Below are 23,727 nucleotides of genomic sequence, written 5' to 3' on the forward strand. Positions count from 1 at the left end.
TTTGATTCAAGCACCACCCTAAAAAACTCAGGCGTCGCTACCAATATCGCTGGTCTCATCAGTCACGCTGGCCGCATGGCGGCGGCGCTGCGCGATCTGCCGCGACTTGGCCTCGATGGCCTCGTTGTCGCGCTTGTTCTTGCGGTACAGCGCATAGCCAATCAGGCCCAGGCCAACCGCTGCAACGGCCACAGTAGCTGTCGGGTTGCGCTTGGCGACGCGGGTGACGGCACGGCCGCCGGTCTTCATCGCACCAATGGCGGCGCCGGTCTTGAGCCATTCGGCGGCGCTGGAACCACCGTGCTTGATGTTGCCACCGGCGCTGTTGACCAGTTCCAGTGCACGCTCCAGTGCCGGGCCGGTGATATCGCTGAACTTGCTCATGTGGGGACTCCATGTAGATGAGGGCCAGACCCTCATTCTTACCAGAGGGCCGTGTAGGGGATGTTAGCCGGGAAGTGTTGGGCGTGGTTGTGGAAGGCTGAAGCTGAAGTAACGGCAACGGCAACGGCAACGGCAACGGCAAGCGGCAAGCGGCAAGCGGCAAGCGGCAAAAGCTACCCCTCCCCAACCCTCCCCTTGCCTGCGGCAAAGGGAGGGGGCGGTTCTTGGCAATCTGTCAGAGCAGCGCAGCCGCTTTGCCCCCTCCCTTGTGCGAAGCACAGGGGAGGGTTGGGGAGGGGTGCTCTTGCTCTCGCTTCCGCCTTTGCCCCAAAACCCAAGCAACCCCAATCAAGTCCCCCGCGGCTTCGCCCTATGCGTCGCCGTAGCGCTCCACGGATCATCCGGCCACGGATGCCGTGGATAGCGCCCCTTCATTTCTTTCTTAACTTCGGCATAAGTGTTCTGCCAGAAATTGCGCAGGTCACCGGTTACCTGCAAGGGCTTTCCACCCGGCGACAGCAGGTGCAACAGCAAGGGCACGCGCCCATCGGCAATACGCGGCGTATCAGCCAGGCCAAACAGTTCCTGCAGCTTCACCGCCAGCACCGGCGGACGCGGACTGACGCCGTCATCATCCAGCGCGTACTCGATGCGTCGCTCCATCCCCGAAGGCACGCTGATACGCGTTGGCGCATGACGATCCACCAGCTGCCGCTTGCTCCAGTCGATGCCGGACTTCAGTGCTTCGCCGAGCTCTTCCTCGGACAAGGCTTCCAGGCGCGTCTTGCCCGTGAAGGCCGGCAACAGCCAATCGTCCAACGTCTCCAACAGCGCCGCATCGGATAAGTCGGGCAGTTCGAGCTCCGGCATCCAGCGTCGCAGGCCCATCACCCGCCAGCGCAGCTGCTGCAGGTTATCGGTCCACGGCAATGCCTCCAGGCCCAATTCGCGTACCGCATCGGTAAGTGCACGTGCGGCACGTGCCGGGTCCACCTGGCCGGCCGGGCGGCTGTCCAGGACGATGCGCTCGAAGCTGGATTCGCGACGTGCTTCCAATGCACGCTTGGCGCTGTTCCAGCGCACCACGTCCTGGGTCTTGAAGCGGCTTGGGAAATCGCGGCGCAGGCGTTGTTCGTCCACCGGTGCCGCGCGCAGGATCAAGGCATCGCGCGGGTCATGGCGCAGCTCGCTGATCACCAGCCAGGGTTCGCCGCGCAGGTCGCTGTTGTCGAATTGGCGTGCGCTGCGGCCATTGGCCAGCTGGTAGCGCTGCGGGTCGTTCGGGTGCTGGGTGGCGATGCGATCGGGGAAGGCGTGGGCGAGCAGGTCGCCGAGTTCATGCGCTTCGATATCGGCTGGCGGCGTGGCATCGCAGCGCAGGCGACGGCGCCATTGTTTGGCGGCCGCATCAATCGCAGCCAAGCCACCGCGGTTGGCGTCGTAAGGCGCGCGGCCGTTGCGGAACGCCGCCAATGCACGCCAACGCGCGGGCAGCGCATCGCCGCCCTGACGCAGCGGATCGCGTGCCTCCAACAGTGCTGCAAGGTCTGCCGCCAGGGCTTGCTCGCGCGGATTGCCTGCAGACAGCAGCATTGCCGCCATGCGTGGGTGCGTGCCCATCGCCAGCATGCGCTTGCCCAGCGCGGTGATGGTGTTGTCTTCGCTCAAGCCGCCCAGGCGCTGCAGCAGTTCACGCGCGGCCGACAGCGCACCGCTGGGCGGTGGATCGACGAAGCGCAGATCGTCACTGCCCCATGCCGCCAATTCCAGCGCCAGCCCGGCCAGTTCCACCTGCGCCATCTCCGGGCGCCGCTGTGGCTCCAGCCGCTGTGATTGCGGCCACAGCCGCCAGGCCCAACCGGCGGCCACGCGGCCAGCGCGGCCGGCGCGCTGATCGGCCGAGGCCTGCGAGATGCTCACCGCATCCAAGCGCGAGAAGCCGCTGTTGGGGTCGTAGCGCGGCTCGCGTGCCAAGCCGGCATCGATCACCACCCGCACCCCGGGCAGGGTGACCGATGATTCGGCGACGTTGGTGGCCAGCACCACGCGGCGGCGGCCGTCGGGATCGGGCTGCAGCACGCGGGTTTGTTGTTCGATTGGCAGTTCGCCGTGGAGGGGAAGCACCTCATACCCTTCTCCCGCCGGGAGAAGGTGGCGCGCAGCGCCGGATGAGGGTGCGGGCGAAGCCTCATGCAAGTGGGCCGTGCGGGTGGCTGCGCCACTTACCCTCTCCCCAACCCCTCCCCCGGAGGGGGAGGGGCTCAAAGCGGCTTGCACGCGTGCAATCTCCCGCTGCCCCGGCAGAAACACCAGTACATCGCCGGGATGCTCGGCGACCGCCTGTTCCACTGCGCGGCGGGTCTGTGCTTCCAGGGTTTCGTCGCGTCGCGGCGGGAAGTGGCTGACCTCCACCGGGTAGCTGCGGCCTTCGCTGGACAGGCGCGGCGCATCCAGGAACTGCGCCAGCCGCTCACCGTCCAGGGTGGCCGACATCACCACGATGCGCAGGTCATCGCGCAGCTGCGATTGCACGTCCAGCGCCAAGGCCAGGCCGAGATCGGCGGACAGGTGGCGTTCGTGGAATTCATCGAACAACAAGGCACTCACGCCCTCCAGCAGCGGGTCGTCCTGCAGCATGCGCGTGAGGATGCCTTCGGTGACCACTTCGACGCGGGTACGCGCCGACACCTTGTTTTCGAAGCGGATGCGGTAACCGACGGTTTCGCCGACCGGTTCGCCCAGTTGCTTGGCCATGAACGTGGCGGCACTGCGCGCGGCCACCCGGCGCGGTTCCAGCATGATGATCTTGCCGCCCTGCAGCCACGGCGCATCCAGCAGCGCCAGCGGCACCTGGGTGGTTTTGCCGGCGCCGGGCGGCGCTTCCAGCACCAGCCGCGTATGCGTGGCCAGCTGTTGGAGGATGTCGGGGAGCAGGGGCGTGATGGGGAATACAGTTGCCATCGGTGCATTGTAGAAGCCACACGCGACAAGCGCCGTTCGAAGTCGGTAGCCAGGGAAAGCGCAGCGCAGCCGGGGCTTTGCGCGCCGCCTCCGAGCATTCCGCAAACGGCCCCGGGTGTGCTGCGTTTACCCGGGCTACGGGGCTCTGTTCAAGCTGTACAGGGCTTGCCTGCGGCCAAACCTCTACAATTCTCCCTTTCCGCCTCACCACACCAAGCTCAATGCAACTGATCGACATCGGCGCCAACCTCACCCACGAATCCTTTGATCGCGACCTGGACGCGGTGCTGGAGCGCGCCAGGGCCGCTGGCGTGGTGCAGATGGTGATCACCGGTGCCAGCCGCGAGCACTCGCCGATGGCTTTGGCGCTGGCGCAGCGTCACCCTGGTTTCCTGTACGCCACCGCGGGCGTGCATCCGCACCACGCCAGTGAGTACACCGACGAATGCGATGCGGAAATGCGTGCACTGCACGCACACCCGGAAGTAGTAGCAGTGGGCGAATGTGGCCTGGATTTCAATCGCGACTTTTCGCCGCGCCCGGCCCAGCGCAAGGCCTTCGAACGCCAGCTGCAGATCGCCAGCGAGAACGGCAAGCCGCTGTTCCTGCACCAGCGCGATGCGCACGATGACTTCATCGCGATGATGAAGAATTTCGACGGCAAGCTCGGCCCGGCGGTGGTGCATTGTTTCACCGCCGAGCGCCGCGAATTGTTCGATTACCTGGACCGCGATTGGTATATCGGCATCACCGGCTGGCTATGCGATGAGCGCCGTGGCGCGCACCTGCGTGAGCTGGTCAAGCACATCCCGGCCGAGCGCCTGATGATCGAGACCGACGCGCCGTACCTGTTGCCGCGCACGATGCGGCCGCTGCCCAAGGACCGCCGCAACGAGCCGGCGTTCCTGTCGCATATCGTCGAGGAACTGGCCCGCGACCGCGGCGAAGACGTGGCAGTGACCGCTGCCAACGCTACCGCCGCCACCCGCGCCTTCTTTCGCCTGCCGCCGGTCTGACGGCAGGCACAAGCCTCAAACAGCGCGCTGGGCCTCGTAGGCCTGCAGGTGGCAATACGCCGCCTGCAACAGCGGCGCCGATTGCCCAGCGGCAAGTGCACGGCCCAGCATGTCGCCGACGATATGTGCGGCTTCCACACGCTGCCCGGCTTCCAGATCGCGCAGCATCGATGCCTTGATCGGCGAGCCTGGCTTGGTGATGGCGCCCAGTGCGATTTCCTGAGCTTTGGCGGGGATCGGCTGCCCGGCCTGCGCGGCGACCGCAAGGCATTCGGCGTACAGGGCATGCATGAAGGCGGTGCCGTGATCGCTGGCAACGATGCTGCCGACATCGGCGCGCATCAGGCAGGTTCCGGCGGCCAGCGCGGTCAGGAAGGTGTACTTGATCCATTGCTCCTGGGCGATATCGGCCGAAGCGACATGGTCGATGCCGGCTTGTTCGCAGGCCTTGGCAAGTACGCTGACGCGGGCGCTGTCGGTGTCGCCATCACGTTCGCCGAAGGTCAGCTTGGCCGGCTTGTCCAGGTGCAGCACGGCGCCATCGTCGGCCTTGGTCGCACTGATGAAGCACAGCCCGCCGAGCACGCGCTCGCGCCCGAAGCGCGCGTCCAGTGCGGTGTAGTGACCAAGGCCGTTGAGGATGGGCAGCACGGTGGTGTGGGCGCCTACTGCCGGTGCGATGGCCTCGATCGAGCTGTCCAGGTCATAGGCCTTGCAGCTGAGGATGACCAGATCGAAGGGCTGTTCCTTCGCCAGTTGTGGCAGGGTATCGGCAGTGACGTGGGCGACGGGGAATGCCGCATCGCCGAGCGGGCTGCGGATTACCAGTCCATCGCGCTCCAGCTGCGCAGCGCGGTTGGGCCGCACCAGAAAGGTGACATCAATACCGGTCTGGGCCAGGCGTCCACCAAAGTAACCACCGGTTCCACCGGCACCGAGAATCAGGATGCGCATCAGCTTGGATATCCATCAACGAAGGGGAGTGAAGACATCATAGGTGTTCGGGAGTGTTGTAGGAGCGGCGTAAGCCGCGAAGCTGGTGCCAACGCCGGTGGCAGTGAAATGGAGAGAACAGAGGCTGTGGAGAATGCGATTGCGAAGACCCAGCGGTGCTGATGGTTCATCAGCTTCGCGGCTTACGCCGCTCCCACAAGAACGAAAAAAAAGCAAAAAAAAGGCGCCTTTCGGCGCCTTTTCTCAGCTACGCAGGCCTACGCCACGTCGCAGCAGCCACAACGCCAGGGTGGTGAGCGCAGCAACAAAGCCCAGCATCAAGGCATACGACACCCACAGCGGCACGTCGCTGCTGCCCAGCAAGCCGTAGCGGAACGCATTGACCATGTAGAAGATCGGATTGGCGTGGGTCATCGCCTGTGCCCAACCCGGCAACAGGGTCACCGAGTAGAACACGCCGCCCAGGTAGGTCAGCGGGGTCAGGATGAAGGTCGGTACGATTGCCACGTCATCGAACTTCTTGGCGTAGACGGCATTGATGAAGCCGGCCAGCGAGAAGATCGTTGCGCCCAGCAAAACCGTGCTCAGCGTCACCAGCGGATGCGGGATACGCACCGGTGTGAAGAACATGGCGATGATCAGCACGATCACACCGACCATCAGGCCGCGCAACACCGCGCCGGCCACATAGCCGCCGAGGATCACCCAATTCGGCATCGGGCTGACCAGCAGTTCCTCGATATGACGGCCGAACTTGGCGCCGAAGAACGAAGAACTGATGTTGCCGTAGCTGTTCTGGATCACGCTCATCATCACCAGGCCCGGGACGATGAACTGCATGTAGCTGTAGCCGCCCATCTGCCCGATCTTGGAGCCGATCAGGCCGCCGAAGATCAGGAAGTACAGGGTCATGGTGATCGCCGGCGGCACCAGGGTCTGGCCCCAGATGCGAAGGATGCGGTTGACCTCGCGACGAACGATGGTGCCCAGCGCCACCCAGTTGCGGCTGCTGTCGGTCACGGAAACGGGGGTACTCATGCTGCGCTGTTCTCCAGGTTGCCGGTGAGGCGCACGAACAGCTCCTCCAGGCGGTTGCTCTTGGTACGCATCGAACGCACGCGGATGCCGGCGGCGTTCAAGGCGTCGAAAATACGGTTCAGGTCCATCGCGCGCGGCATGTCCAGGTCCAGCGTGTGCGCGTTGCTGGCGGTCAGCACGGCGCCTTCGATCTGCGGCAGCTGTGCAGGCAGCTCACCGTCGATGTCGAACAGGAAGCCTTCCACATCGAGCTTGGCCAGCAGGTCACGCATCGGGCCCTGCTCGACGATCTGGCCGTGGTTGATGATGGCCAGGTTGCGGCACAGCTGCTCGGCCTCTTCCAGGTAGTGCGTGGTGAGGATGATGGTGGTGCCGGCGGCGTTGATTTCCTGCAGCGTCTTCCACATGTCACGGCGGATCTCGATATCCACACCAGCGGTGGGTTCGTCGAGGATCAGCAGGCGCGGCCGGGTCATCATCGCGCGGGCAATCATCAGCCGGCGCTTCATGCCGCCGGACAAAGTGCGGCTCATCATCTGCGCCTTGTTCCACAGGTGCGCGCGCTTGAGCTCTTCCTCGGCGCGGACCTCGGCCTCGGCACGCGGAATCCCGTAGAAGCCGGCGTAGTTCACCAGGATGTCGAAGGGCTTCTCGAACAGGTTGAAGTTGATCTCCTGCGGCACCAGCCCGATCAACCGCATGGTCGCGCTGCGCTCGGCCACCAGGTCGGTGCCGAACACCTGTACCTGGCCTTCGCTCAGGTTTACCAGCGAAGAAACAATGCCGATCAGGGTCGACTTGCCGGCGCCGTTGGGGCCGAGCAGGGCGAAAAAGTCGCCTGGGGCGACTTCCAGCGAGACCCCTTTCAGGGCCTGGACGCCGTTGTCATAGGTCTTGCGCAGGTCGGTGATGCGCAGCGCAGCTGTGCTGGTGTGGGTACGGGAGTCCAATCTCGGGCCTTCGCGCCGGGTACAGGCGTCGGATAAGTGCAGGCGGCTATTATAGGAGGCCCCGTGGTCCATACCCGGTTACACACTGTTCCCCTCCTGTGCCAATCCAATTCCCCCTCAAGCTGGTCGGCCGCCACATGCTGGCACCCAGCATCGGCCACTACCAGTTCGTCCGTGACGACGGTCAGCCGCTGGACTTCCAGCCCGGTCAGTTCATTCAGGTCCATTTCGACTACGCCGACGGCACTGCCACCAAGCGCAGCTACTCGCTGGCTACCATCCACGATCACGCGCTGGGCCCGGGCGATGCGGTGGAAATCGCGGTCAGTTTCGTCCCCGGCGGCGCCGCCACGGCCCTGTTCGAGGGCATGGAACTGGGCGATCACGTCAGCGGCAGCGGCCCGTTCGGCCGCTTCTGCCTGCAGCCGGGTGATCGCAATGCCCGCTATGTGCTGATCGCCACCGGCACCGGTGTGACCCCGTACCGTTCGATGCTGCCGCAGCTGCAGGCGGCGATGCGCGAGCGCGGTGTGGAAGTGGTGCTGTTGCAGGGCGCGCGCACACCGGAAGAACTGCTGTACAGCGACGACTTCTACGCCTTCGCCGCCGCCAACCCGGGCTTCCGCTACATGCCCTGTCTGTCGCGCGAACTGCCGGAAAACCCGCACGCCGATGTCCGCAAGGGCTATGTGCAGCAGCAGCTGGCCGAGATCGCGCCGGACCCGGCCCGCGATATCGCCTACCTGTGCGGCAACCCGGACATGGTCGACACCTGTGTTGAAGCGCTGAAGCAAGCCGGTCTGCCGATGCCGCAGATCCGCCGCGAGAAATACGTCAGCAGCAAGTGATGGTTGGCGACTGCAGCGCAGTCGCCCCTGCTGATGAGTCGGCCTGTCTGGCCTGGGTTTGTTTGGATATGGATAAAGGCGCGACGCTTCCGTTCGCGCCTTTATTCGTTGTGGGCGCGGCTTTGCCGGAATGGCCCGGGCAGGGAGGCGCGGTTGTAATGCGGGTTTTCATCTGTAAAGGCTGCTTGACAGGCTGGCTGGGCCGGCTGCAGGATGTGTCAAGCGTGCTTTACAGGAGGTTGGACATGCATCACTGCAGGTGTTTTATCTCTTCCACGACGAGGGGTTCCATCACCCGTCGGCTTGTCATCGTCACCTCCGGCCCGCAGATGACGCTGCCAAGGGCTGGGCGATGAGCCGCACGCATTGGACCATCGGTATGCTGCTTGCGGCTGCGATTTCCGCAGCCCTGGCTTCCGCCGTGTTGCTGTGGCAGCCGATGGGCGCCCAGCCGAAGTTTGCCGGCATCCTGTTTGGTATCGCCCTGGGCCTGGCAATCGCGGCACTGCTGCGCCGGCTGATGCCCGATGGCTGCGATGCCGCTCCGGCCAAGCTGCGCAAGCGCTATACCCGCGAGGTGATGCTGGCCATGGCCGGCTATGTGGTGCTGCTGGTGTTGTCGATCCTGCTGCTGAAGCGGGTCGAGGACGGCCTGCTGCGTGCCTTGATCGCACTGCTGCCGGTGCCGCCGATGATGCTGGTGCTGCGTGCGATGATCCGCTACATCCGCGATGCCGACGAGTTGCAGCAGCGCATCGAGCTGGAAGCGGTGAGTTTTGCCACGGCATTCATTTCGCTGGTGTACCTGACAGGGGGCTTTCTGCAGTCAGCCAAGGTCATCGATGTGCCGTCCAACGTGGCGATGATCTGGGTGTTTCCCTTGGTATGCCTGTCCTACGGGCTGGCCAAGGCCGTGGTCGCACGGCGCTACCACTGAGTCGGGGCGATGGACAACCGATTGCGCGAGCTGCGCGAAGCCAGAGGCTGGTCACAAGGAGAGTTGGCCGAGAGGCTCGAAGTCTCCCGGCAGACCATCAATGCGCTGGAGACCGGCAAATACGACCCCAGCCTGCCGCTGGCATTCCGCATTGCCCGCCTGTATGAAAGCCGTATCGAAGAAATTTTCTTTCCTGATGTCACATAGCTGCCGCGCCCGCGTCTGGATGCAGGTAGATCCGTTTTCTTCTTCAACTGTGAGGGGCTGTTCCGATGATGTCCCGTAAGACCCAAACCATTCTCGCCTTGGCTGTGATCGGCGGCATCGTCGGTTACCGCTTGGCGCGAACCGATGCGCCAGCGCCAGCGCCTGCTGCAGCCAGTGCCCCTGTTGCCACTGCGGTGACCGGCAAGCCGCAGAAGCTGGGTAGTTTGAACTTCCAACCCTGCAGCCTCAGTTCGGCCGGCAGCCGCGACAGCCTGGAAGCGCAATGCGCCACGCTGGAGGTGCCCGAAGACCGGGCAAACCCACAGGGCCGCAAGATCGCGCTGAACATCGCCTGGGTCGCACCGGAAAAGGAAAGCGATCTGCAGCCAGACCCGGTGTTCTTCCTGGCCGGTGGCCCTGGCCAGGCGGCGGTTGCCACCTATCCGCAGGTGGACGCCGCATTTGCCGAGGTGCGCAAGCACCGCAACGTGATTCTGGTCGACCAGCGTGGGACCGGCGAATCCAATCTGCTGGCCTGCGATACACCGGATGATGCGGATTTCAGTACGGCGTCGATGCAGACCGCCGCACAGAACTGCGCCACCCAGCTGTCGCAGAAGGCGGATCTGCGCTTCTACACCACCACCGAGGCCGTGGCGGATCTGGATGCGGTGCGCCAGGCCATCGGTGCGGCGCAGATCAATCTGGTCGGTGTCAGCTACGGTACCCGCGTGGCGCAGCAGTACGCCATGCGCCATCCGCAGGCCACCCGCAGCATCGTGCTCGACTCGGTGGTGCCCAACAGTCTGCAGCTCGGCAATATCTTCGCGCGAAATCTGGACGACGCGCTGGCGCTGCAGTTCGCCCAGTGCACCAAGACCGCGTCGTGCAAGGACAAGCTCGGTGATCCACGTGCCGAGCTGGATACGCTGCTGGCCAAATTGCGTGCGCAGCCGCAGACGGTGCAGTACCGCGATGCCAGCACTGGCGAACAGCAGGAAGGCGAGTTGCGTGCGGAGACCGTGGCCGGGCTGGTCCGCATGTATGCCTACATGCCGGCTGCCGGTGCACTGCTGCCCAAGCTGATCCATGAAGCCAATGGCGGCCGCTACGACAACCTGATGGCGCTGACGCAGATGCTGCAGGGCGAGATGAAGGACGCCATGGCGATGGGCATGCAGCTGTCAGTGGTCTGCAGCGAAGACAACGAAGGCATGGTTGCGCAGAGCGGCGACGAGGGCACCGTGCTTGGCAACCAGATGGCGCAGGGCATGGCGGCGATGTGCGCCAGCTGGCCCAAGGGCAGCGCCCCGGCCGACTTCCACAAGCCGCTGAGCGGCAAGGTGCCAACGCTGGTGCTGGAAGGCGAGTTCGATCCGGTCACGCCGCCGCGCTATGGCGAAGAGGTGGTCAAGCACCTGGATAACGCGCGCCTGTTCGTGCTGCGTGGCCAGGGCCACAACGTGATCGGTGCCGGCTGCATGCCCAAGCTGTTCGCGCAGTTCATTGAAAAGGCCGATCCGAAGGCGCTGGACGGTGCCTGCCTGGAAAAACTCAACTACGTGCCGCCGTTCACCAGCTTCAATGGCTGGGATCCGTGACATCACCGCATCTCTGAGGAATACGTTTCCATGATCGTTGCAGAACGACTCCGTAAAACCTTCCCCGGCAGGGGCAAGGACAAGACGCCGGTGATCGCCGTGGATGACGTGGGCTTCACCGCCCACGACGGCCAGATCACCGGCCTGCTCGGCCCCAACGGCGCCGGCAAGACCACCACGCTGCGCATGCTGTACACGCTGATGACGCCTGAAAGCGGCCGCGTGCTGGTCGATGGCATCGATGCCGCCGTCGACCCCAACGCAGTGCGTCGCAGCCTTGGCGTGTTGCCTGACGCGCGCGGCGTCTACAAGCGCCTGACCGCCCGCGAGAACATCGATTACTTCGGCGAACTGCATGGCATGAGCTCGGCCGCCATCGTCGAACGCACCGCGCGCCTGGCCAAGGCGCTGCAGATGGAGGACTTCCTCGATCGCGCCACCGAAGGTTTCAGCCAGGGTCAGCGCACCAAGACCGCGATCGCCCGCGCGCTGATCCACGACCCACGCAACGTGATCCTCGACGAGCCGACCAATGGCCTGGACGTGATGACCACCCGCGGCCTGCGTGGCTTCCTCAAGGAGCTGCGTGAGGAAGGCCGCTGCGTGATCTTTTCCAGCCACATCATGCAGGAGGTCGCCGCGCTGTGTGACCGCATCGTGATCGTCGCGCAGGGCAGGGTGGTTGCCCAGGGCACGCCGGATGAGCTGCGCCAGCAGGCCGATGAGACCAACCTGGAAGACGCGTTCGTGAAACTGATCGGCAGCGAGGAGGGCCTGCACGCATGAGCCAGACTGGATATTTCCGCGCCATCTTCACGGTGATGCGCAAGGAGCTGCGCGACTTCGCCCGCGACCGCCGCACCTTCCTGCTGACCTTGCTGACCGCGCCACTGCTGTACCCGCTGTTGTTCCTGGGCATGAACAAGCTCACCAACCTGCGTGCCGAGACACAGTTGGAAAAGGACTTGAGCATCCCGGTGGTGGGTATCGCCCGCGCCCCGAACCTGGTGGCCTTCCTGGCCAGCCGCGGTATCAATGCCACCGAGGCACCTGCTGACTACGAAGCGCTGATCCGCAGCCAGCGTGAAGACCTGGCCTTGGTGATCGACGAAAACTTCGCCGCCGACTGGCAGGCCGGCAAGCCAGCCAAGGTGGAGATTGTCGCTGATACCACGCGCCGTACCGGCGACGTGCAGATCGCGCGGGTACGCAGCGTGCTGACTGCCTATGGGCAATCGGTGGGTGCCTTGCGACTGTTGGCACGTGGCGTCAATCCGGCGGTGGCTGCCCCGGTCAATGTCGGTACCCGTGACCTGGCGACGGCCGAGGCCAAGCGCGGCATCTTCCTGTCGGTGGTGTTGCCGCTGGTGCTGATGTTGTTTGCTTTCATCGGCGGCTCGCATCTGGCGATGGATACCACTGCCGGTGAGCGCGAGCGGCAGTCGCTGGAGCCCTTGCTGGCCACCCCGGCTGCACGCGGTGCGCTGGTCAGCGGCAAGATGCTGGCAGCGGTGTTGCTGGGCCTGGCATCGATGCTGCTGATCCTGATCTCGTTCAAGGTCAGCGCCAGCATCGGCGGTGGCGCGGCGCGCTCGCTGGACGTGAGCTTCGCGGCGATGGGCAAGCTGCTGGTGATCCTGCTGCCGTTGGTGCTGATCGGCACCGCCCTGCTGACTTGCCTGTCGGCCAGCTCCAAGAGCATGAAGGAAGCGCAGAGCCACATGGTCTGGCTGATGTTGCTGCCGATGCTGCCGGGCTATGCACTGATGGCCTACCCGCTGAAGGACACCCAGCTGTGGCAGTACGCAGTGCCGTTCCTGTCGCAGAACCAGATGCTGGTGAAGGTGACCCGCGGCGAGATGCCATCGGCCACACAGTGGGCAGTGTACCTGGCCGCCTCGGTGCTGCTGGCGGTGCTGCTGTGGGCGGTAGCCGTGTGGCGTTACCGCCAGGAACGCCTGGCAATCTCCGGCTGATCCGCTGTAGTGCCGAGCCACGCTCGGCATGGGGCTCTACCGGTAAAGCTTCTGCCGAGCATGGCTCGGCACTACCAAAACAACAGAGGCCCGGATCGCTCCGGGCCTTTGCTTTTGCCTCACCTGTAGTGCCGAGTCATGCTCGGCTGGGCTCTACGGCAAGGCTTCTGCCGAGCATGGCTCGGCACGACAAAAAACAAAACCGCTTACTTGTTCGGCGCAAACGCCAGGGTGCGACGGGTGGTGGTCGGGCTGCTGATCGGCTCGAACTTCCAACGTTTCACGGCGTTCAAGGCCTCGCGGTCGAAGGTGCGTGCCGGGGTGGCGCGCAGCACGCGGGCGTCGGTGACCGAGCCGTCGGTGCCGATGCTCAGCTCCACCAGCACTTCGCCGGAGGTGCCCGAACGCAGCGCGTCGGCCGGGTAGCGCGGGGCCGGGGTGCTGACCGCACGCAGGGTCGGCGCGGCGGCCGGCTTGGGTGCAGCGGCCTGCTGGGCCGCGGCCTGGGCAGCGCTGCGCTGTTCGGCTTCGCGGCGGCTAGCGGCCTGGCGTTCGGCTTCCTGGCGCTCGCTGTCCTTGCGTGCGGCTTCCTGCTTCGCCGCCAACTGCTGGGCGGCCGTGGCTTCGGCTGCCTGCTGCTGGGCCATGCGCTGCTGCTCGACCTGCTGCTTGGCGCGGGTTTCAGCGTCCTTCCTGGCCTTATCGGCTTCTTCGACGGTACGGCGTTCGGCAACCTGCATGCTGCCGGTCACGCCCTGCTTCAGGCGCGGCAGCGCCGGTGCGGTCGGGTCCACTTTTTCAACCAGTGCAATCAAGCGCTGGGTTTCGGTGAAATCCTCGCGACTCAGGGCCTGCTCGGCGGCAATCAGGGTGTAGGGCTGCAGATCGGTCAGCGCGCTCTTGATCGAGGCGTCGTTGGGCAGCTTGTCGCGCAGGGCCAGGTAATACTCCATGGCGTTCTCGCCGGCCGGTGCATACATACGGTTGTCGCGCAGTGCGGCGCTGGCCAGATCGCGCAGCTGCTGGGTGTCCATGGCCTGCACCTTTTCAGCGACTGCCGGTGCAGCTGCTGCGGGCGTGGCCGGTGCGGCTGCCGGCGCGGCGGTTTCATCCTTGCCGGAACAGGCGACCAGCGTGGTCAGCAGAACAGCGGGCGCCAACAGACGCAGCTTGCCTTTACTCATGACGTACGACATCAAACATCCCCTTGAATCGACGAACGTGGACTGCGTATGCCGTGACGGCGTGTGGTGGCGGCATTTCCCGATGCCGTACCCATCTGCAGTGAAGCGCGAATCTAGCATCGCCGGCAAGCCATGCGGCGGTCGAACATGACGTTGAAATGAAAAAGTGATGGGCGTCACAAGAAGTGACGCCCATCCCTGCAGTTGCTCAATGAGCGTTGGCGGCAGGTTTGGCGTGGCCGTTGGACATCAGCTTGTCGGTCCAGGCGATGCCAATGGCCGACAGGATGAACACGCAGTGGATGATGGTCTGCCACATCACGCCGTCGCTGGTGAACTTGGTGCACAGGTCGCCGGAGGCGATCAGGTCCTTGGTGCACAGCGGCAGGCCGACCTGGCTGGCCTCGATGAAGGTCTTGAGCAGGTGGATGGAGGAAATGCCGATGATCGCCATCGCCAGTTTCACCTTCAGCACCGAGGCGTTGACGTGGCTCAGCCACTCCGGCTGGTCCGGGTGGCCCTGCAGGCGCAGGCGCGAGACGAAGGTCTCGTAGCCACCGACGATCACCATCACCAGCAGGTTGGAGATCATCACCACGTCGATCAGGCCCAGCACGATCAGCATGATCTGCTGTTCATTCCAGCTGGTGGCATGGGAGATCAGGTGCCACAACTCCTTGCCGAACAGGAATACGTAAACGCACTGCGCAATGATCAGGCCCAGATACAGCGGCAGCTGCAGCCAGCGCGAGGCGAAGATCAGGGAGGAGAGCGGGCTCAGCGGTTTGTATTCAGACATTGGGAAGGATGGTGCGTTGCGGAAACCGGGGAGGTTACCGGTCGCCCGGAGGGCTGCCAAGCGGCTACCGTAGAGGCCCCTGAGGATGGTTCTGCCGAGGCGTATTCATGATCGACCTTTATTACTGGCCAACACCCAACGGCCACAAGATCACCTTGTTCTTGGAGGAGGCGGGGCTCGAATACCGCGTGCACCCGGTCAACATCGGCAAGGGCGACCAGTTCCTGCCTGAATTCCTGGCCATTTCGCCAAACAACAAGATGCCAGCGATTGTCGACCACGCCCCGGCGGATGGGGGTGCGCCACTGAGCGTGTTCGAGTCCGGCGCCATCCTGCTGTACCTGGCCGAGAAGACCGGCCGCTTCATCCCCGCCGACCTGCGTGGCCGCGCCGCCACCCTGGAGTGGCTGTTCTGGCAGATGGGTGGGCTGGGCCCGATGAGCGGGCAGATGGGCCATTTCAATGTTTACGCGCCCGAGCGCATCCCCTACGCCATCGAGCGCTATGACAGCGAGGTGCGGCGCCTGCACCGGGTGATGGACAAGCGCCTGTCCGAGGCTGCTTATCTGGGCGGGGCCGACTACGGCATTGCCGATATGGCCAGCTACCCGTGGATCGGCGCCTACGCCAAGTTGCCGGTGGATTTCGATGCCTTCCCGCACCTGCGCCGTTGGCACCAGGCCATTGCCGCGCGCCCAGCCACGCAGCGCGCCTATGCGGTCGGCCCGACGGTCAATCCGCAGGCCGGGCAGCCGCTCAGTGACGAGGAGAAGCGCCTGCTGTTTGGCAAGCGCGACTGACTGACGGCAGGGGCAGTACGAACGGGGCTCGGCTAGGATGGTGCGATCCGTGCTGTTCCTGACAGGTAAACCATGCGTCCCTTGTTTCTAGCCCTTGCCATGATCCTAGCCACCCCCGCTGTCCACGCTGAAAAGCTCACCCTCGAAGCCATCACCGGCAATGCGCCGCTGTCGGGCCCCACGTTGATGAAGCCCAAGGTGGCCCCGGATGGTTCGCGGGTTACCTTCCTGCGCGGCAAGGACAGCGACGTCAAGCAGCTGGACCTGTGGGAATACGACATCGCCAGCGGCCAGACCCGGCTGCTGGTGGACTCCAAGGTGGTGCTGCCTGGCACCGAAACCCTGAGCGATGCTGAAAAGGCACGCCGCGAGCGTCAGCGCATCGCCGCCTTCAGCGGCATCGTCGACTACCAGTGGTCGCCGGATGCCAAAACCCTGCTGTTCCCGCTGGGTGGCGAGCTCTACCTGTACGACCTGGGCAAGCAGGGCCACGCTGCGGTGCGCAAGCTCACCAACGGCGAAGGCTTCAGCACCGATGCCAAGCTCTCGCCCAAGGGCGGCTTCGTCAGCTTCGTGCGCGAGCGCAACCTGTGGGTGATCGACCTGGCCAGCGGCAGGCAGCTGCAGCTGACCCGCGACGGCAGCGCCACCATCGGCAACGGTGTGGCCGAGTTCGTCGCCGACGAGGAAATGGACCGCCACACCGGTTACTGGTGGGCGCCGGACGACTCGGCCATTGCCTTCGCCCGCATCGACGAATCGCCGGTGCCGGTGCAGAAGCGCTACGAGATGTATGCCGACCGCGTGGAGATGATCGAGCAGCGCTATCCGGCCGCCGGCGACCACAACGTGCTGGTCACCCTGGGCGTGATCGCGCCGCGCGCTGATGCCGCGGCCAAGTGGGTGGATCTGGGCAAGCAGCAGGATATCTACCTGACCCGCGTCAACTGGCGCGACGGCCAGCACCTTTCCTTCCAGCGGCAGAGCCGCGACCAGCACACCTTGGAGCTGATCGAAGCCAACCTGGCCGATGGCAAGCAACAGGTGCTGGTCACCGAGACCGGCAAGACCTGGGTGCCGCTGCACAACAGCCTGAAGTTCCTCAAGGATGGCCGCTTCCTGTGGTCGTCCGAGCGCAGCGGTTTCCAGCACCTGTACGTGGCCAACGGCGACGGCAGCAACATGACCGCGCTGACCTCCGGCAACTGGCCGGTGGACGAACTGCTGGCTGTCGATGAAGAAGCAGGCACCGTCTACTTCCGCGCCGGTATCGACTCCGCCTTGCGCAGCGAAATCTATTCGGTGCCGTTGGCCGGGGGTACGCCGACCAAACTGTCGAAGACTGCGGGCATGCATAGTGCGGCATTCGCCAGGAACGCCAGCGTCTATGTGGACAGCTGGTCCAACAGCACCACGCCGCCGCAGATCGAGTTGTTCCGGGCCAATGGCGAAAAGATCGCCACCCTGCTGGACAACAACCTGGCCGACGCCAAGCACCCCTATGCGAAATACCGCGATGCGCAGCGCCCGGTCGAATACGGCACGCTGACCGCTGCCGACGGCAAGACCCCGTTGAACTACAGCGTGATCAAGCCGGAAGGCTTCGACCCGGCCAAGAAGTATCCGGTTGCTGTCTATGTCTACGGTGGCCCGGCCTCGCAGACCGTCACCGACAGCTGGCCGGGTCGTGGCGATCACCTGTTCAACCAGTACCTGGCCCAGCGCGGCTATGTGGTGTTCTCGCTGGACAACCGTGGCACGCCGCGTCGCGGCCGTGACTTCGGCGGCGCGCTGTACGGCGTGCAGGGCACCGTGGAAGTGGCCGACCAGCTCAAGGGCGTGGAATGGCTGAAGTCGCAGCCGTGGGTGGATGGCAGCCGCATCGGCGTGCAGGGCTGGTCCAACGGCGGTTACATGACCTTGATGCTGCTGGCCAAGGCTTCCAACCAGTACGCCTGCGGCGTGGCTGGCGCACCGGTCACCGATTGGGGCCTGTACGACACCCATTACACCGAGCGCTACATGAATCTGCCGGCCGCCAATGTCGATGGCTACCGCGAGGCACGCGTGCTCACCCATATCGCCGGGCTGACCTCGCCGCTGCTGCTGATCCACGGCATGGCCGACGACAACGTGCTGTTCTCCAATTCGACGGCCCTGATGAGCGCGCTGCAGAAGCGTGGCCAGCCGTTCGAACTGATGACCTACCCGGGCGCCAAACATGGGTTGTCGGGTGCGGATGCGTTGCACCGTTACCGGATGGCCGAGAACTTCCTTGGCCGTTGCTTGAAGCCCTGAGGCGTTTTGCTGTTTTGATGTGAGGGCTGCAGGTCAAAGCCAGAAGCACCCCTCCCCAACCCTCCCCTTCGCTGCGCGAAAGGGAGGGGCTGTTCGCGGCGATTTGCCAGATCGTCGCGCAGCCGCTTGTCTCCCTCCCTTTCGCGTAGCGAAGGGGAGGGCCGGGGAGGGGTGAGCTTTGCTCCCGCAGTTGCCGCCCCCAACTTCCTACCCTTGCCGCACCGGCAGCCACTGCGTACGGTCAGCCCATCACTTACGGAGCTGTCCATGAAGCCTCTCGTCCTCGCCATCGCGCTCGCCCTTGCCGCCCCGCTGCCGCTCACCGCAAGCGCCGTCGCACCGGGAACGACCAAGACCACGCCCGCCGCCCCGGCCTGGGTTGCGCGCAGCAACGAGCTGGCGCAGATCCTGCTGCAGGCGCAGGCACCATTCCAGCCGGAGCTGACCAGCTTCTTCGGCGTGCCCGGCTATGACGACAAGGTCGTCGATCTGGGCCCGGACAACACCGGGCGCTACCGCGCCGCCATGAACAAGGCACGCGAGCAGCTGCGCGAGAAGCTGCAGGTCGAGCGCGATCCCAATCTGCGCCAGGATCTGCAGATCATGATCGGCGCCGCCGAACGCAACATCGAAAGCAGCACCCTCAACGAACAGCACCTGATGCCGTGGGTGGATGTGCCGCAGACCGTGTTCGGCGGCATCAACGGACTGTTGTCCGACCAAGTGCCTGAGGCACGCCGAGCCAAGGCACTGGACCGCCTCAATGCCTACCTCGGCAAGGCACCGGGCACGCAGCCACTGGCTACCCTGGCGCGCCAGCGCTACGAGGAAAAGAGCGGCACGCCCAATCTGTTGCAGCCGACGAAGATTGAAGTGGATCAGGCGCTGGCCAACGTTGACACCTATATCGCCGGTATCGGCAAGCTGTTCGCCAAGTACAAGATCGACGGCGCCGATGCCTCGCTGGCCGAACTGTCCACGCAGATGAAGGATTACATCGCCTGGACCAGCAAGGAGGTGCTGCCGAAGGCACGTACCGACAACCGCCTGCCGGCCGAGCTGTATGCCTTCCAGCTCAAGGAAGTTGGCGTGGACATCGACCCGGCCCTGCTGATGCAGCGTGCCCAGCTCGAATACATGGAAACCCGCGCGATGATGCGCCAGCTGGCCCCGCTGGTGGTGCAGGCCAAGGGCTTGAAGGTTGCCGACAACACCGACTACGTGGCGGTGATCCGCGCGCTGAAGCAGGACAAGATCAGCAACGACCAGCTCGAGTCGCATTACCGTGGCGTCATCGATGCCATCGATCCGATCATCCACAAGCAGGGCATCGTCGACGTGCCGCAGCGGCCGTTGCAGATGCGCCTGGGCAGTGAGGCTGAAAGCGCTGCCTCGCCTGCACCGCATTACCTGCCCGCGCCGCTGGTCGGCAACACCGGCCAGCAGGGCACCTTCGTGCTGCCGCTGGGTAACCCCGCCTCCGGAGAGAAGGCGCAGTACGACGACTTCAACTTCGGTTCGGCGGCGTGGACGTTGAGCGCGCACGAAGGCCGCCCCGGCCACGACCTGCAGTTCGCGGCGATGGTCGAGCGTGGCATCTCGCTGGCGCGCACCATGTTCGCTTTCAACTCGGTCAACGTTGAAGGCTGGGCGCTGTACGCCGAGGCGGAGATGGTGCCGTTCGAGCCGCTGGATGGGCAGATGATCGCGCTGCAGTTCCGCCTGCTGCGTGCCGCCCGCGCCATGCTTGATCCCGCCCTCAATCTTGGCCAGACCGACCGTGAGCGCGCCCGCAAGGTGCTGGTGGATGGCGTGGGCCTGTCCGAGGCGATGACCACCCAGGAGCTGGACCGTTATACCGTTCGGTCACCCGGCCAGGCCTGCAGCTACTTCTACGGCTACACCCGCATCATGGAGCTGCGCATGCAGACCGAGCTGGCCTTGGGCGACAAATTCGACCGCCTGGCATTCAACAACTTCCTGCTCGACCAGGGCCTGTTGCCGCCGGATCAGCTGGCGGCTGCGGTCAACGAAGTCTTCGTGCCGGCCCAGCGCCGCAAGTAAGTAAAAAGGGCGCCGCAAGGCGCCCTTTTCATGAGGCCGGCATGTTGCGCCTGCATTTGTAGGAGCGGCGTCAGACGCGAAGCCGCAACATCATCAGATGACATGGATACCAACGACTTCAGCACCATCAGCTTCGCGGCTGACGCCGCTCCTACAAAGCACAATGCCAGCCCAGGCCGCTTCATTCCTTGTCGTTTGAAGGCTTCACCGTCGTACTGTCAGTGGCATCGGCCTCGAACAGATGCATCAGATCGGCGCGGGCATCGCGTGAGGTCTGCATCACCGCCACCTCATCGTCGTAAACCAGATGCTGTGCCTTGAGCAGTGCTTCATCGTGTTCGCGGAAACGCTGTACGTGGTCGCGCGCGATGTTTTCCGGGAAGCCGAGCGCGGTCAGTACCCGCTCGCTGGCTTCCAGACTTGAACCAAATACCTCACGGAATGGCTCGGCCGACATATCCAGCAGTTTCCAGGCGTGCTGGCGGTTGCGCGCCCGCGCCAGCACGGTGGCCTTGGGATACATGCGCCGCACCAGCCGCACCGCGCGCAGGTTGGTCTCCGGATCGTCCATCGCCATCACGAACACGCGGATGTGCTCGGCACCGGCCGCACGCAGCAGGTCCGGGCGGGTAGGGTCGCCGTAGTACAGCTGGTTGCCGAAACGACGCAGGTCCTTGACCGTGTCCGGGTCGGCCTCCAGTGCCACGAATGGAATACGCTGTGCGGTGAGCAGGCGGCCGACGATCTGGCCGAAGCGGCCCATGCCGGCAATCAGCACCTGCGGCCGGTGTGCACCGGCATCTTTGAGCTTTTCATCCGGCTCAGGTTGCGCCGGACGCGGTGGCGGCTTGAGTTGCAACAGCCGTTGCAGGGCGAGCAGCAGCAAGGGCGTTATCGCCATCGACAGGCCCACAATCGCAACCAGCCGATCATGATTGATGCGCCCGAGCAGATGTGCGCGCTCAGCCTCGTTGAACACCACGAAGGCAAACTCGCCACCCAGCCATAGCACGCTGCCCAGCATCAAGGCGCTGCGCAGCGACATGCGTGCGGCCAGGCCCAGCGCGATCAGGATGGAGAACTTCACCGCCAGCAGGATGGCTACGCCCAGCGCAATGAACTCCGGTTCGGTAGCGACCCGCTTCAGGTCGATGCCCATGCCCACCGCGATGAAGAACAGGCCAAGCAGCAGGCCCTTGAAGGGCTCGATCTGCGATTCGATTTCGTGGCGGAACTCCGAGTCGGCCAGCAGTACACCAGCCACGAAGGCGCCCAGGCTGGCGCTGAGGCCGGCCCCGGCCATCAACCAGGCAGTGCCCAGCACCACCAACAATGCGGTAGCGGTGAATACTTCCGGCATGCGGGTACGCGCGACGATATTGAACAGGTGGCGCAGTATCGGCCTGCCAAGCACGATCACCAGCATCAGCGCGCCCAGTGCGATGGAGGCATCCTGCCAGCTCAAGGTCTCGTTCTTCACCCCGCCCAACAGCGGAATGGCGGCAAGCAGGGGAATGGCAATCAAATCCTGGAACAGCAGGATGGCAAAGCCAAGCCGGCCATAGTCGGTGTTGAGCGCTTTGTGCTCGGACAGCAACTGCAGTCCAACCGCGGTGGAAGACAAGGCCAGTGCGGTACCCACCACCAGCGCGCTCTTCCAGGAGAAGTGATTCAGCAGCAACAAGCCACCCAGCACCAGCGCACTGAGCAGCACCTGCACGCTGCCGGCACCGAACACCGTGCGACGCATCACCATCAGCCGCGACGGCGACAGCTCCAGCCCAATCACGAACAACAGCATCACCACGCCGATCTCGGCGGCATTGAGGATGCGGTCGGCGTCCTGCACGAAGCCCAGCACGTGCGGCCCCAGTACCACGCCAGCGGCCAGGTAGCCCAGTACCGCGCCCAGCCCGAAGCGCTTGAATACCGGCACGGCGATGACCGCCGCCAGCAGCAGTACCAAGGCGAGTTCGAGACCGGTGCCGTGCATCTTGCTGTGCTCCTGGGTGAAACCATGGGTGATGGGCGCCATTATGCGGACTGCACCGTCAACGAAAACGAACGGCGGCCAACCAGCGCCGAAGATTTCACGCCTCCGTGCTTGACCCGTGCGGCTTGCGGGACCAGACTCGCCCCGCTGGCGGCGCGTCCGCGCAGCACTTTCCCGGAGTCCAACTCATGCCCAGCGACAGTAGAAGTCGACCTTGTTCGACGCCAGCATTGGCAGCAGCCTGAGTAGGCTGGTTCGCCCGTGCTGGCGTTGCAATGGCAACCCGCAACAGGCGAATCACAATGAACCAGAAGAAGCTTCTGCGGCCAGTGGTGGATGCAGGCACCCTGAGCGCCCCACTTGCCGATTACAACACTGCCGATGCGGTGGAGTTCCTCAACACCTTGAGCCTGCCACGCGCCGCTGAGCTGCTGGCGGCGCTGCCGTTGCCGCGTGCGGTCAAGCTGCTGGAGGCCCCCGAGTTGCAATACGCCGGGGAGCTGGTGGCAGCGCTGCCAGAAACACGTGCTGCCGCCCTGTTGGGGCTGATGGCCGACGACCGTGCCACCGACATCGTCCACGAGCTGGACGATGCCGAGCGCGCGCGGCTGATCCCGCTGCTGGCGCCGGAAGCACGGCGCTCGATCCAGTTGCTGCTGAGCTACCCGCCCAACACCGCTGGCGCCTTGATGACCACCGAGTTTGTCGGCGTGCCGGCGGACTGGACGGTGGCGCAGACCCTGCAGCACATCCGCGAGGTGGAGCGCAGCCGCGAGACGGTCTACGCCATCTATGTGCTGGACCCGCAGACCCGCCAGCTGCTGCAGGTGGTGACGATGCGGCGGCTGATCACCGGTGAGCCGGAGGATTCGATCCTGTCTGTTGCCCAGGTCAATCCGCCGGTGACGGTGGATGCCTTGCTCGACCAGGAAGAGGTGGCGCAGCTGATCCGCCGCCACGACCTGCTGGCGATCCCGGTGGTGGATGCGCAGCAGCAGATGCTGGGGATCGTCACCGTCGACGACATTCTCGATGCACTGATCGATGAATCCACCGAGGACGTGCACAAGTTCGGCGGCGTGGAAGCGTTGGACAAGCCGTACATGCAGATCGGCTTCCTGGAGATGCTGCGCAAGCGCGCCGGCTGGTTGAGCGTGCTGTTCCTCGGCGAGATGCTCACCGCCAGCGCCATGCAGCACTACGAGGACGAGCTGGCGCGTGCAGTGGTGCTGACCTTGTTCATCCCGCTGATCATGAGCTCGGGTGGCAACTCCGGCTCGCAGGCGACCTCGCTGCTGATCCGCTCGCTGGCGCTGCGCGAGCTGCGCCTGCGCGACTGGTGGAAGGTTGCCCTGCGCGAACTGCCGACCGGCATGGTGTTGGGCGCGATCCTCGGCAGCTTGGCGATTATCCGCATCACCGTCTGGCAGCTGGCTGGCCTGCACGACTATGGCGAGCACTGGAAGCTGCTGGCAGTAACCATTGGTGCGGCCCTGATCGGCATCGTCACCTTCGGCTCGCTATCCGGCTCGATGCTGCCGTTCGTGCTCAAGCGCCTGGGCTTCGACCCGGCCAGCGCGTCGGCCCCGTTCGTGGCAACGCTGGTGGACGTCACCGGCCTGGTGATCTATTTCAGCATCGCCGCGATGATCCTCGGCGGCACCCTGCTCTGAATGTAGTGCCGAGCCGTGCTCGGCATGGGCTTTACCGGCAAACC

Annotated in this window: 19 protein-coding genes; 11 read left to right on the top strand and 8 right to left on the bottom strand. The window is 64.6% G+C overall.

From position 1 onward, the window contains the following. Nucleotides 1-27: 27 nt before the first annotated feature. Nucleotides 28-384 (bottom strand): hypothetical protein, encoded by a 357-nt coding sequence (locus ACVOL0_RS03225; protein ID WP_282268299.1) that lies wholly within the window; start codon nucleotides 382-384, stop codon nucleotides 28-30. Nucleotides 385-732: 348 nt separating this feature from the next. Further along, nucleotides 733-3,345, bottom strand: a complete 2,613-nt coding sequence (gene hrpB / locus ACVOL0_RS03230; protein ID WP_481547881.1) for an ATP-dependent helicase HrpB — start codon at nucleotides 3,343-3,345, stop codon at nucleotides 733-735. A 221-nt stretch (nucleotides 3,346-3,566) separates the two neighbouring features. Between hrpB and ACVOL0_RS03235 the strand changes: the two genes are divergently transcribed. Continuing rightward, a complete protein-coding gene (locus ACVOL0_RS03235; protein WP_293705746.1) occupies nucleotides 3,567-4,361 on the top strand; it encodes a TatD family hydrolase in 795 nt (264 codons plus the stop codon). A gap of 15 nt (nucleotides 4,362-4,376) precedes the next feature. Here ACVOL0_RS03235 and panE read toward each other — a convergent pair whose 3' ends face one another. From panE to ACVOL0_RS03250, 3 genes are all read right to left on the bottom strand, one after another. Beyond that, nucleotides 4,377-5,315, bottom strand: coding sequence for a 2-dehydropantoate 2-reductase (panE, locus tag ACVOL0_RS03240; RefSeq protein ID WP_481547882.1), 939 nt, complete (start codon nucleotides 5,313-5,315; stop codon nucleotides 4,377-4,379). Between the two features lie 243 nt (nucleotides 5,316-5,558). After that, a complete protein-coding gene (locus ACVOL0_RS03245; RefSeq protein WP_481547883.1) occupies nucleotides 5,559-6,353 on the bottom strand; it encodes an ABC transporter permease in 795 nt (264 codons plus the stop codon). Then, nucleotides 6,350-7,303, bottom strand: a complete 954-nt coding sequence (locus tag ACVOL0_RS03250) for an ABC transporter ATP-binding protein (RefSeq protein ID WP_481547884.1) — start codon at nucleotides 7,301-7,303, stop codon at nucleotides 6,350-6,352. The genes ACVOL0_RS03245 and ACVOL0_RS03250 overlap by 4 nt, the downstream gene beginning before the upstream one ends. A gap of 98 nt (nucleotides 7,304-7,401) precedes the next feature. Between ACVOL0_RS03250 and ACVOL0_RS03255 the strand changes: the two genes are divergently transcribed. The 6 genes from ACVOL0_RS03255 (at nucleotide 7,402) to ACVOL0_RS03280 (ending at nucleotide 12,872) form a co-directional block, all read left to right on the top strand. Continuing rightward, complete coding sequence (locus tag ACVOL0_RS03255) at nucleotides 7,402-8,151, top strand: ferredoxin--NADP reductase (RefSeq protein ID WP_481547885.1); 750 nt, start codon at nucleotides 7,402-7,404, stop codon at nucleotides 8,149-8,151. A gap of 352 nt (nucleotides 8,152-8,503) precedes the next feature. Beyond that, the gene (locus ACVOL0_RS03260; RefSeq protein WP_481547886.1) at nucleotides 8,504-9,088 is read left to right on the top strand and encodes a hypothetical protein; all 585 of its coding nucleotides are present in this window, start codon (nucleotides 8,504-8,506) and stop codon (nucleotides 9,086-9,088) included. Between the two features lie 9 nt (nucleotides 9,089-9,097). Then, a complete protein-coding gene (locus tag ACVOL0_RS03265; RefSeq protein ID WP_481547887.1) occupies nucleotides 9,098-9,295 on the top strand; it encodes a helix-turn-helix transcriptional regulator in 198 nt (65 codons plus the stop codon). Nucleotides 9,296-9,363: 68 nt separating this feature from the next. Continuing rightward, complete coding sequence (locus tag ACVOL0_RS03270) at nucleotides 9,364-10,896, top strand: alpha/beta hydrolase (RefSeq protein ID WP_481547888.1); 1,533 nt, start codon at nucleotides 9,364-9,366, stop codon at nucleotides 10,894-10,896. 30 nt (nucleotides 10,897-10,926) lie between these two features. Then, nucleotides 10,927-11,682, top strand: coding sequence for an ABC transporter ATP-binding protein (locus ACVOL0_RS03275; protein ID WP_481547889.1), 756 nt, complete (start codon nucleotides 10,927-10,929; stop codon nucleotides 11,680-11,682). Then, the gene (locus ACVOL0_RS03280; protein WP_481547890.1) at nucleotides 11,679-12,872 is read left to right on the top strand and encodes an ABC transporter permease; all 1,194 of its coding nucleotides are present in this window, start codon (nucleotides 11,679-11,681) and stop codon (nucleotides 12,870-12,872) included. The genes ACVOL0_RS03275 and ACVOL0_RS03280 overlap by 4 nt, the downstream gene beginning before the upstream one ends. A gap of 206 nt (nucleotides 12,873-13,078) precedes the next feature. Here ACVOL0_RS03280 and ACVOL0_RS03285 read toward each other — a convergent pair whose 3' ends face one another. After that, a complete protein-coding gene (locus ACVOL0_RS03285) occupies nucleotides 13,079-14,056 on the bottom strand; it encodes an energy transducer TonB (protein ID WP_481547891.1) in 978 nt (325 codons plus the stop codon). 208 nt (nucleotides 14,057-14,264) lie between these two features. Then, nucleotides 14,265-14,855 (bottom strand): TIGR00645 family protein, encoded by a 591-nt coding sequence (locus tag ACVOL0_RS03290; protein ID WP_481547892.1) that lies wholly within the window; start codon nucleotides 14,853-14,855, stop codon nucleotides 14,265-14,267. A 107-nt stretch (nucleotides 14,856-14,962) separates the two neighbouring features. Here ACVOL0_RS03290 and ACVOL0_RS03295 point away from each other — a divergent pair, with 107 nt between their 5' ends. The 3 genes from ACVOL0_RS03295 to ACVOL0_RS03305 all read left to right on the top strand — a co-directional run bounded on the left by ACVOL0_RS03295 (nucleotide 14,963) and on the right by ACVOL0_RS03305 (nucleotide 20,017). Next, the gene (locus ACVOL0_RS03295; protein ID WP_481547893.1) at nucleotides 14,963-15,655 is read left to right on the top strand and encodes a glutathione binding-like protein; all 693 of its coding nucleotides are present in this window, start codon (nucleotides 14,963-14,965) and stop codon (nucleotides 15,653-15,655) included. Between the two features lie 72 nt (nucleotides 15,656-15,727). Next, a complete protein-coding gene (locus ACVOL0_RS03300; protein WP_481547894.1) occupies nucleotides 15,728-17,953 on the top strand; it encodes a S9 family peptidase in 2,226 nt (741 codons plus the stop codon). Between the two features lie 267 nt (nucleotides 17,954-18,220). Further along, a complete protein-coding gene (locus ACVOL0_RS03305) occupies nucleotides 18,221-20,017 on the top strand; it encodes a DUF885 domain-containing protein (RefSeq protein ID WP_481547895.1) in 1,797 nt (598 codons plus the stop codon). A 181-nt stretch (nucleotides 20,018-20,198) separates the two neighbouring features. Here the strand turns inward: ACVOL0_RS03305 and ACVOL0_RS03310 are convergent, their stop codons facing one another. After that, entirely contained in the window at nucleotides 20,199-22,010 is a 1,812-nt protein-coding gene (locus ACVOL0_RS03310; protein WP_481547902.1) for a monovalent cation:proton antiporter-2 (CPA2) family protein, read from the bottom strand. A gap of 302 nt (nucleotides 22,011-22,312) precedes the next feature. On the opposite strand from ACVOL0_RS03310, the gene mgtE reads away from it, so the two are divergent. After that, nucleotides 22,313-23,683: a magnesium transporter gene (gene mgtE, locus ACVOL0_RS03315; protein WP_481547896.1), complete on the top strand. Its 1,371-nt coding sequence runs from the start codon at nucleotides 22,313-22,315 to the stop codon at nucleotides 23,681-23,683. Nucleotides 23,684-23,727: the final 44 nt, after the last annotated feature.

The organism is Stenotrophomonas sp. STEN021, from assembly GCF_056760175.1.

Bases quoted from the DNA above. Each gene is read 5' to 3' on its own strand.
- ACVOL0_RS03225 (WP_282268299.1), bottom strand. From the start codon at position 384: ATGAGCAAGTTCAGCGATATCACCGGCCCGGCACTGGAGCGTGCACTG.
- hrpB (WP_481547881.1), bottom strand. From the start codon at position 3,345: ATGGCAACTGTATTCCCCATCACGCCCCTGCTCCCCGACATCCTCCAA.
- ACVOL0_RS03235 (WP_293705746.1), top strand. From the start codon at position 3,567: ATGCAACTGATCGACATCGGCGCCAACCTCACCCACGAATCCTTTGAT.
- panE (WP_481547882.1), bottom strand. From the start codon at position 5,315: ATGCGCATCCTGATTCTCGGTGCCGGTGGAACCGGTGGTTACTTTGGT.
- ACVOL0_RS03245 (WP_481547883.1), bottom strand. From the start codon at position 6,353: ATGAGTACCCCCGTTTCCGTGACCGACAGCAGCCGCAACTGGGTGGCG.
- ACVOL0_RS03260 (WP_481547886.1), top strand. From the start codon at position 8,504: ATGAGCCGCACGCATTGGACCATCGGTATGCTGCTTGCGGCTGCGATT.
- ACVOL0_RS03265 (WP_481547887.1), top strand. From the start codon at position 9,098: ATGGACAACCGATTGCGCGAGCTGCGCGAAGCCAGAGGCTGGTCACAA.
- ACVOL0_RS03270 (WP_481547888.1), top strand. From the start codon at position 9,364: ATGTCCCGTAAGACCCAAACCATTCTCGCCTTGGCTGTGATCGGCGGC.
- ACVOL0_RS03275 (WP_481547889.1), top strand. From the start codon at position 10,927: ATGATCGTTGCAGAACGACTCCGTAAAACCTTCCCCGGCAGGGGCAAG.
- ACVOL0_RS03280 (WP_481547890.1), top strand. From the start codon at position 11,679: ATGAGCCAGACTGGATATTTCCGCGCCATCTTCACGGTGATGCGCAAG.
- ACVOL0_RS03285 (WP_481547891.1), bottom strand. From the start codon at position 14,056: ATGAGTAAAGGCAAGCTGCGTCTGTTGGCGCCCGCTGTTCTGCTGACC.
- ACVOL0_RS03290 (WP_481547892.1), bottom strand. From the start codon at position 14,855: ATGTCTGAATACAAACCGCTGAGCCCGCTCTCCTCCCTGATCTTCGCC.
- ACVOL0_RS03295 (WP_481547893.1), top strand. From the start codon at position 14,963: ATGATCGACCTTTATTACTGGCCAACACCCAACGGCCACAAGATCACC.
- ACVOL0_RS03300 (WP_481547894.1), top strand. From the start codon at position 15,728: ATGCGTCCCTTGTTTCTAGCCCTTGCCATGATCCTAGCCACCCCCGCT.
- ACVOL0_RS03305 (WP_481547895.1), top strand. From the start codon at position 18,221: ATGAAGCCTCTCGTCCTCGCCATCGCGCTCGCCCTTGCCGCCCCGCTG.
- ACVOL0_RS03310 (WP_481547902.1), bottom strand. From the start codon at position 22,010: ATGCACGGCACCGGTCTCGAACTCGCCTTGGTACTGCTGCTGGCGGCG.
- mgtE (WP_481547896.1), top strand. From the start codon at position 22,313: ATGAACCAGAAGAAGCTTCTGCGGCCAGTGGTGGATGCAGGCACCCTG.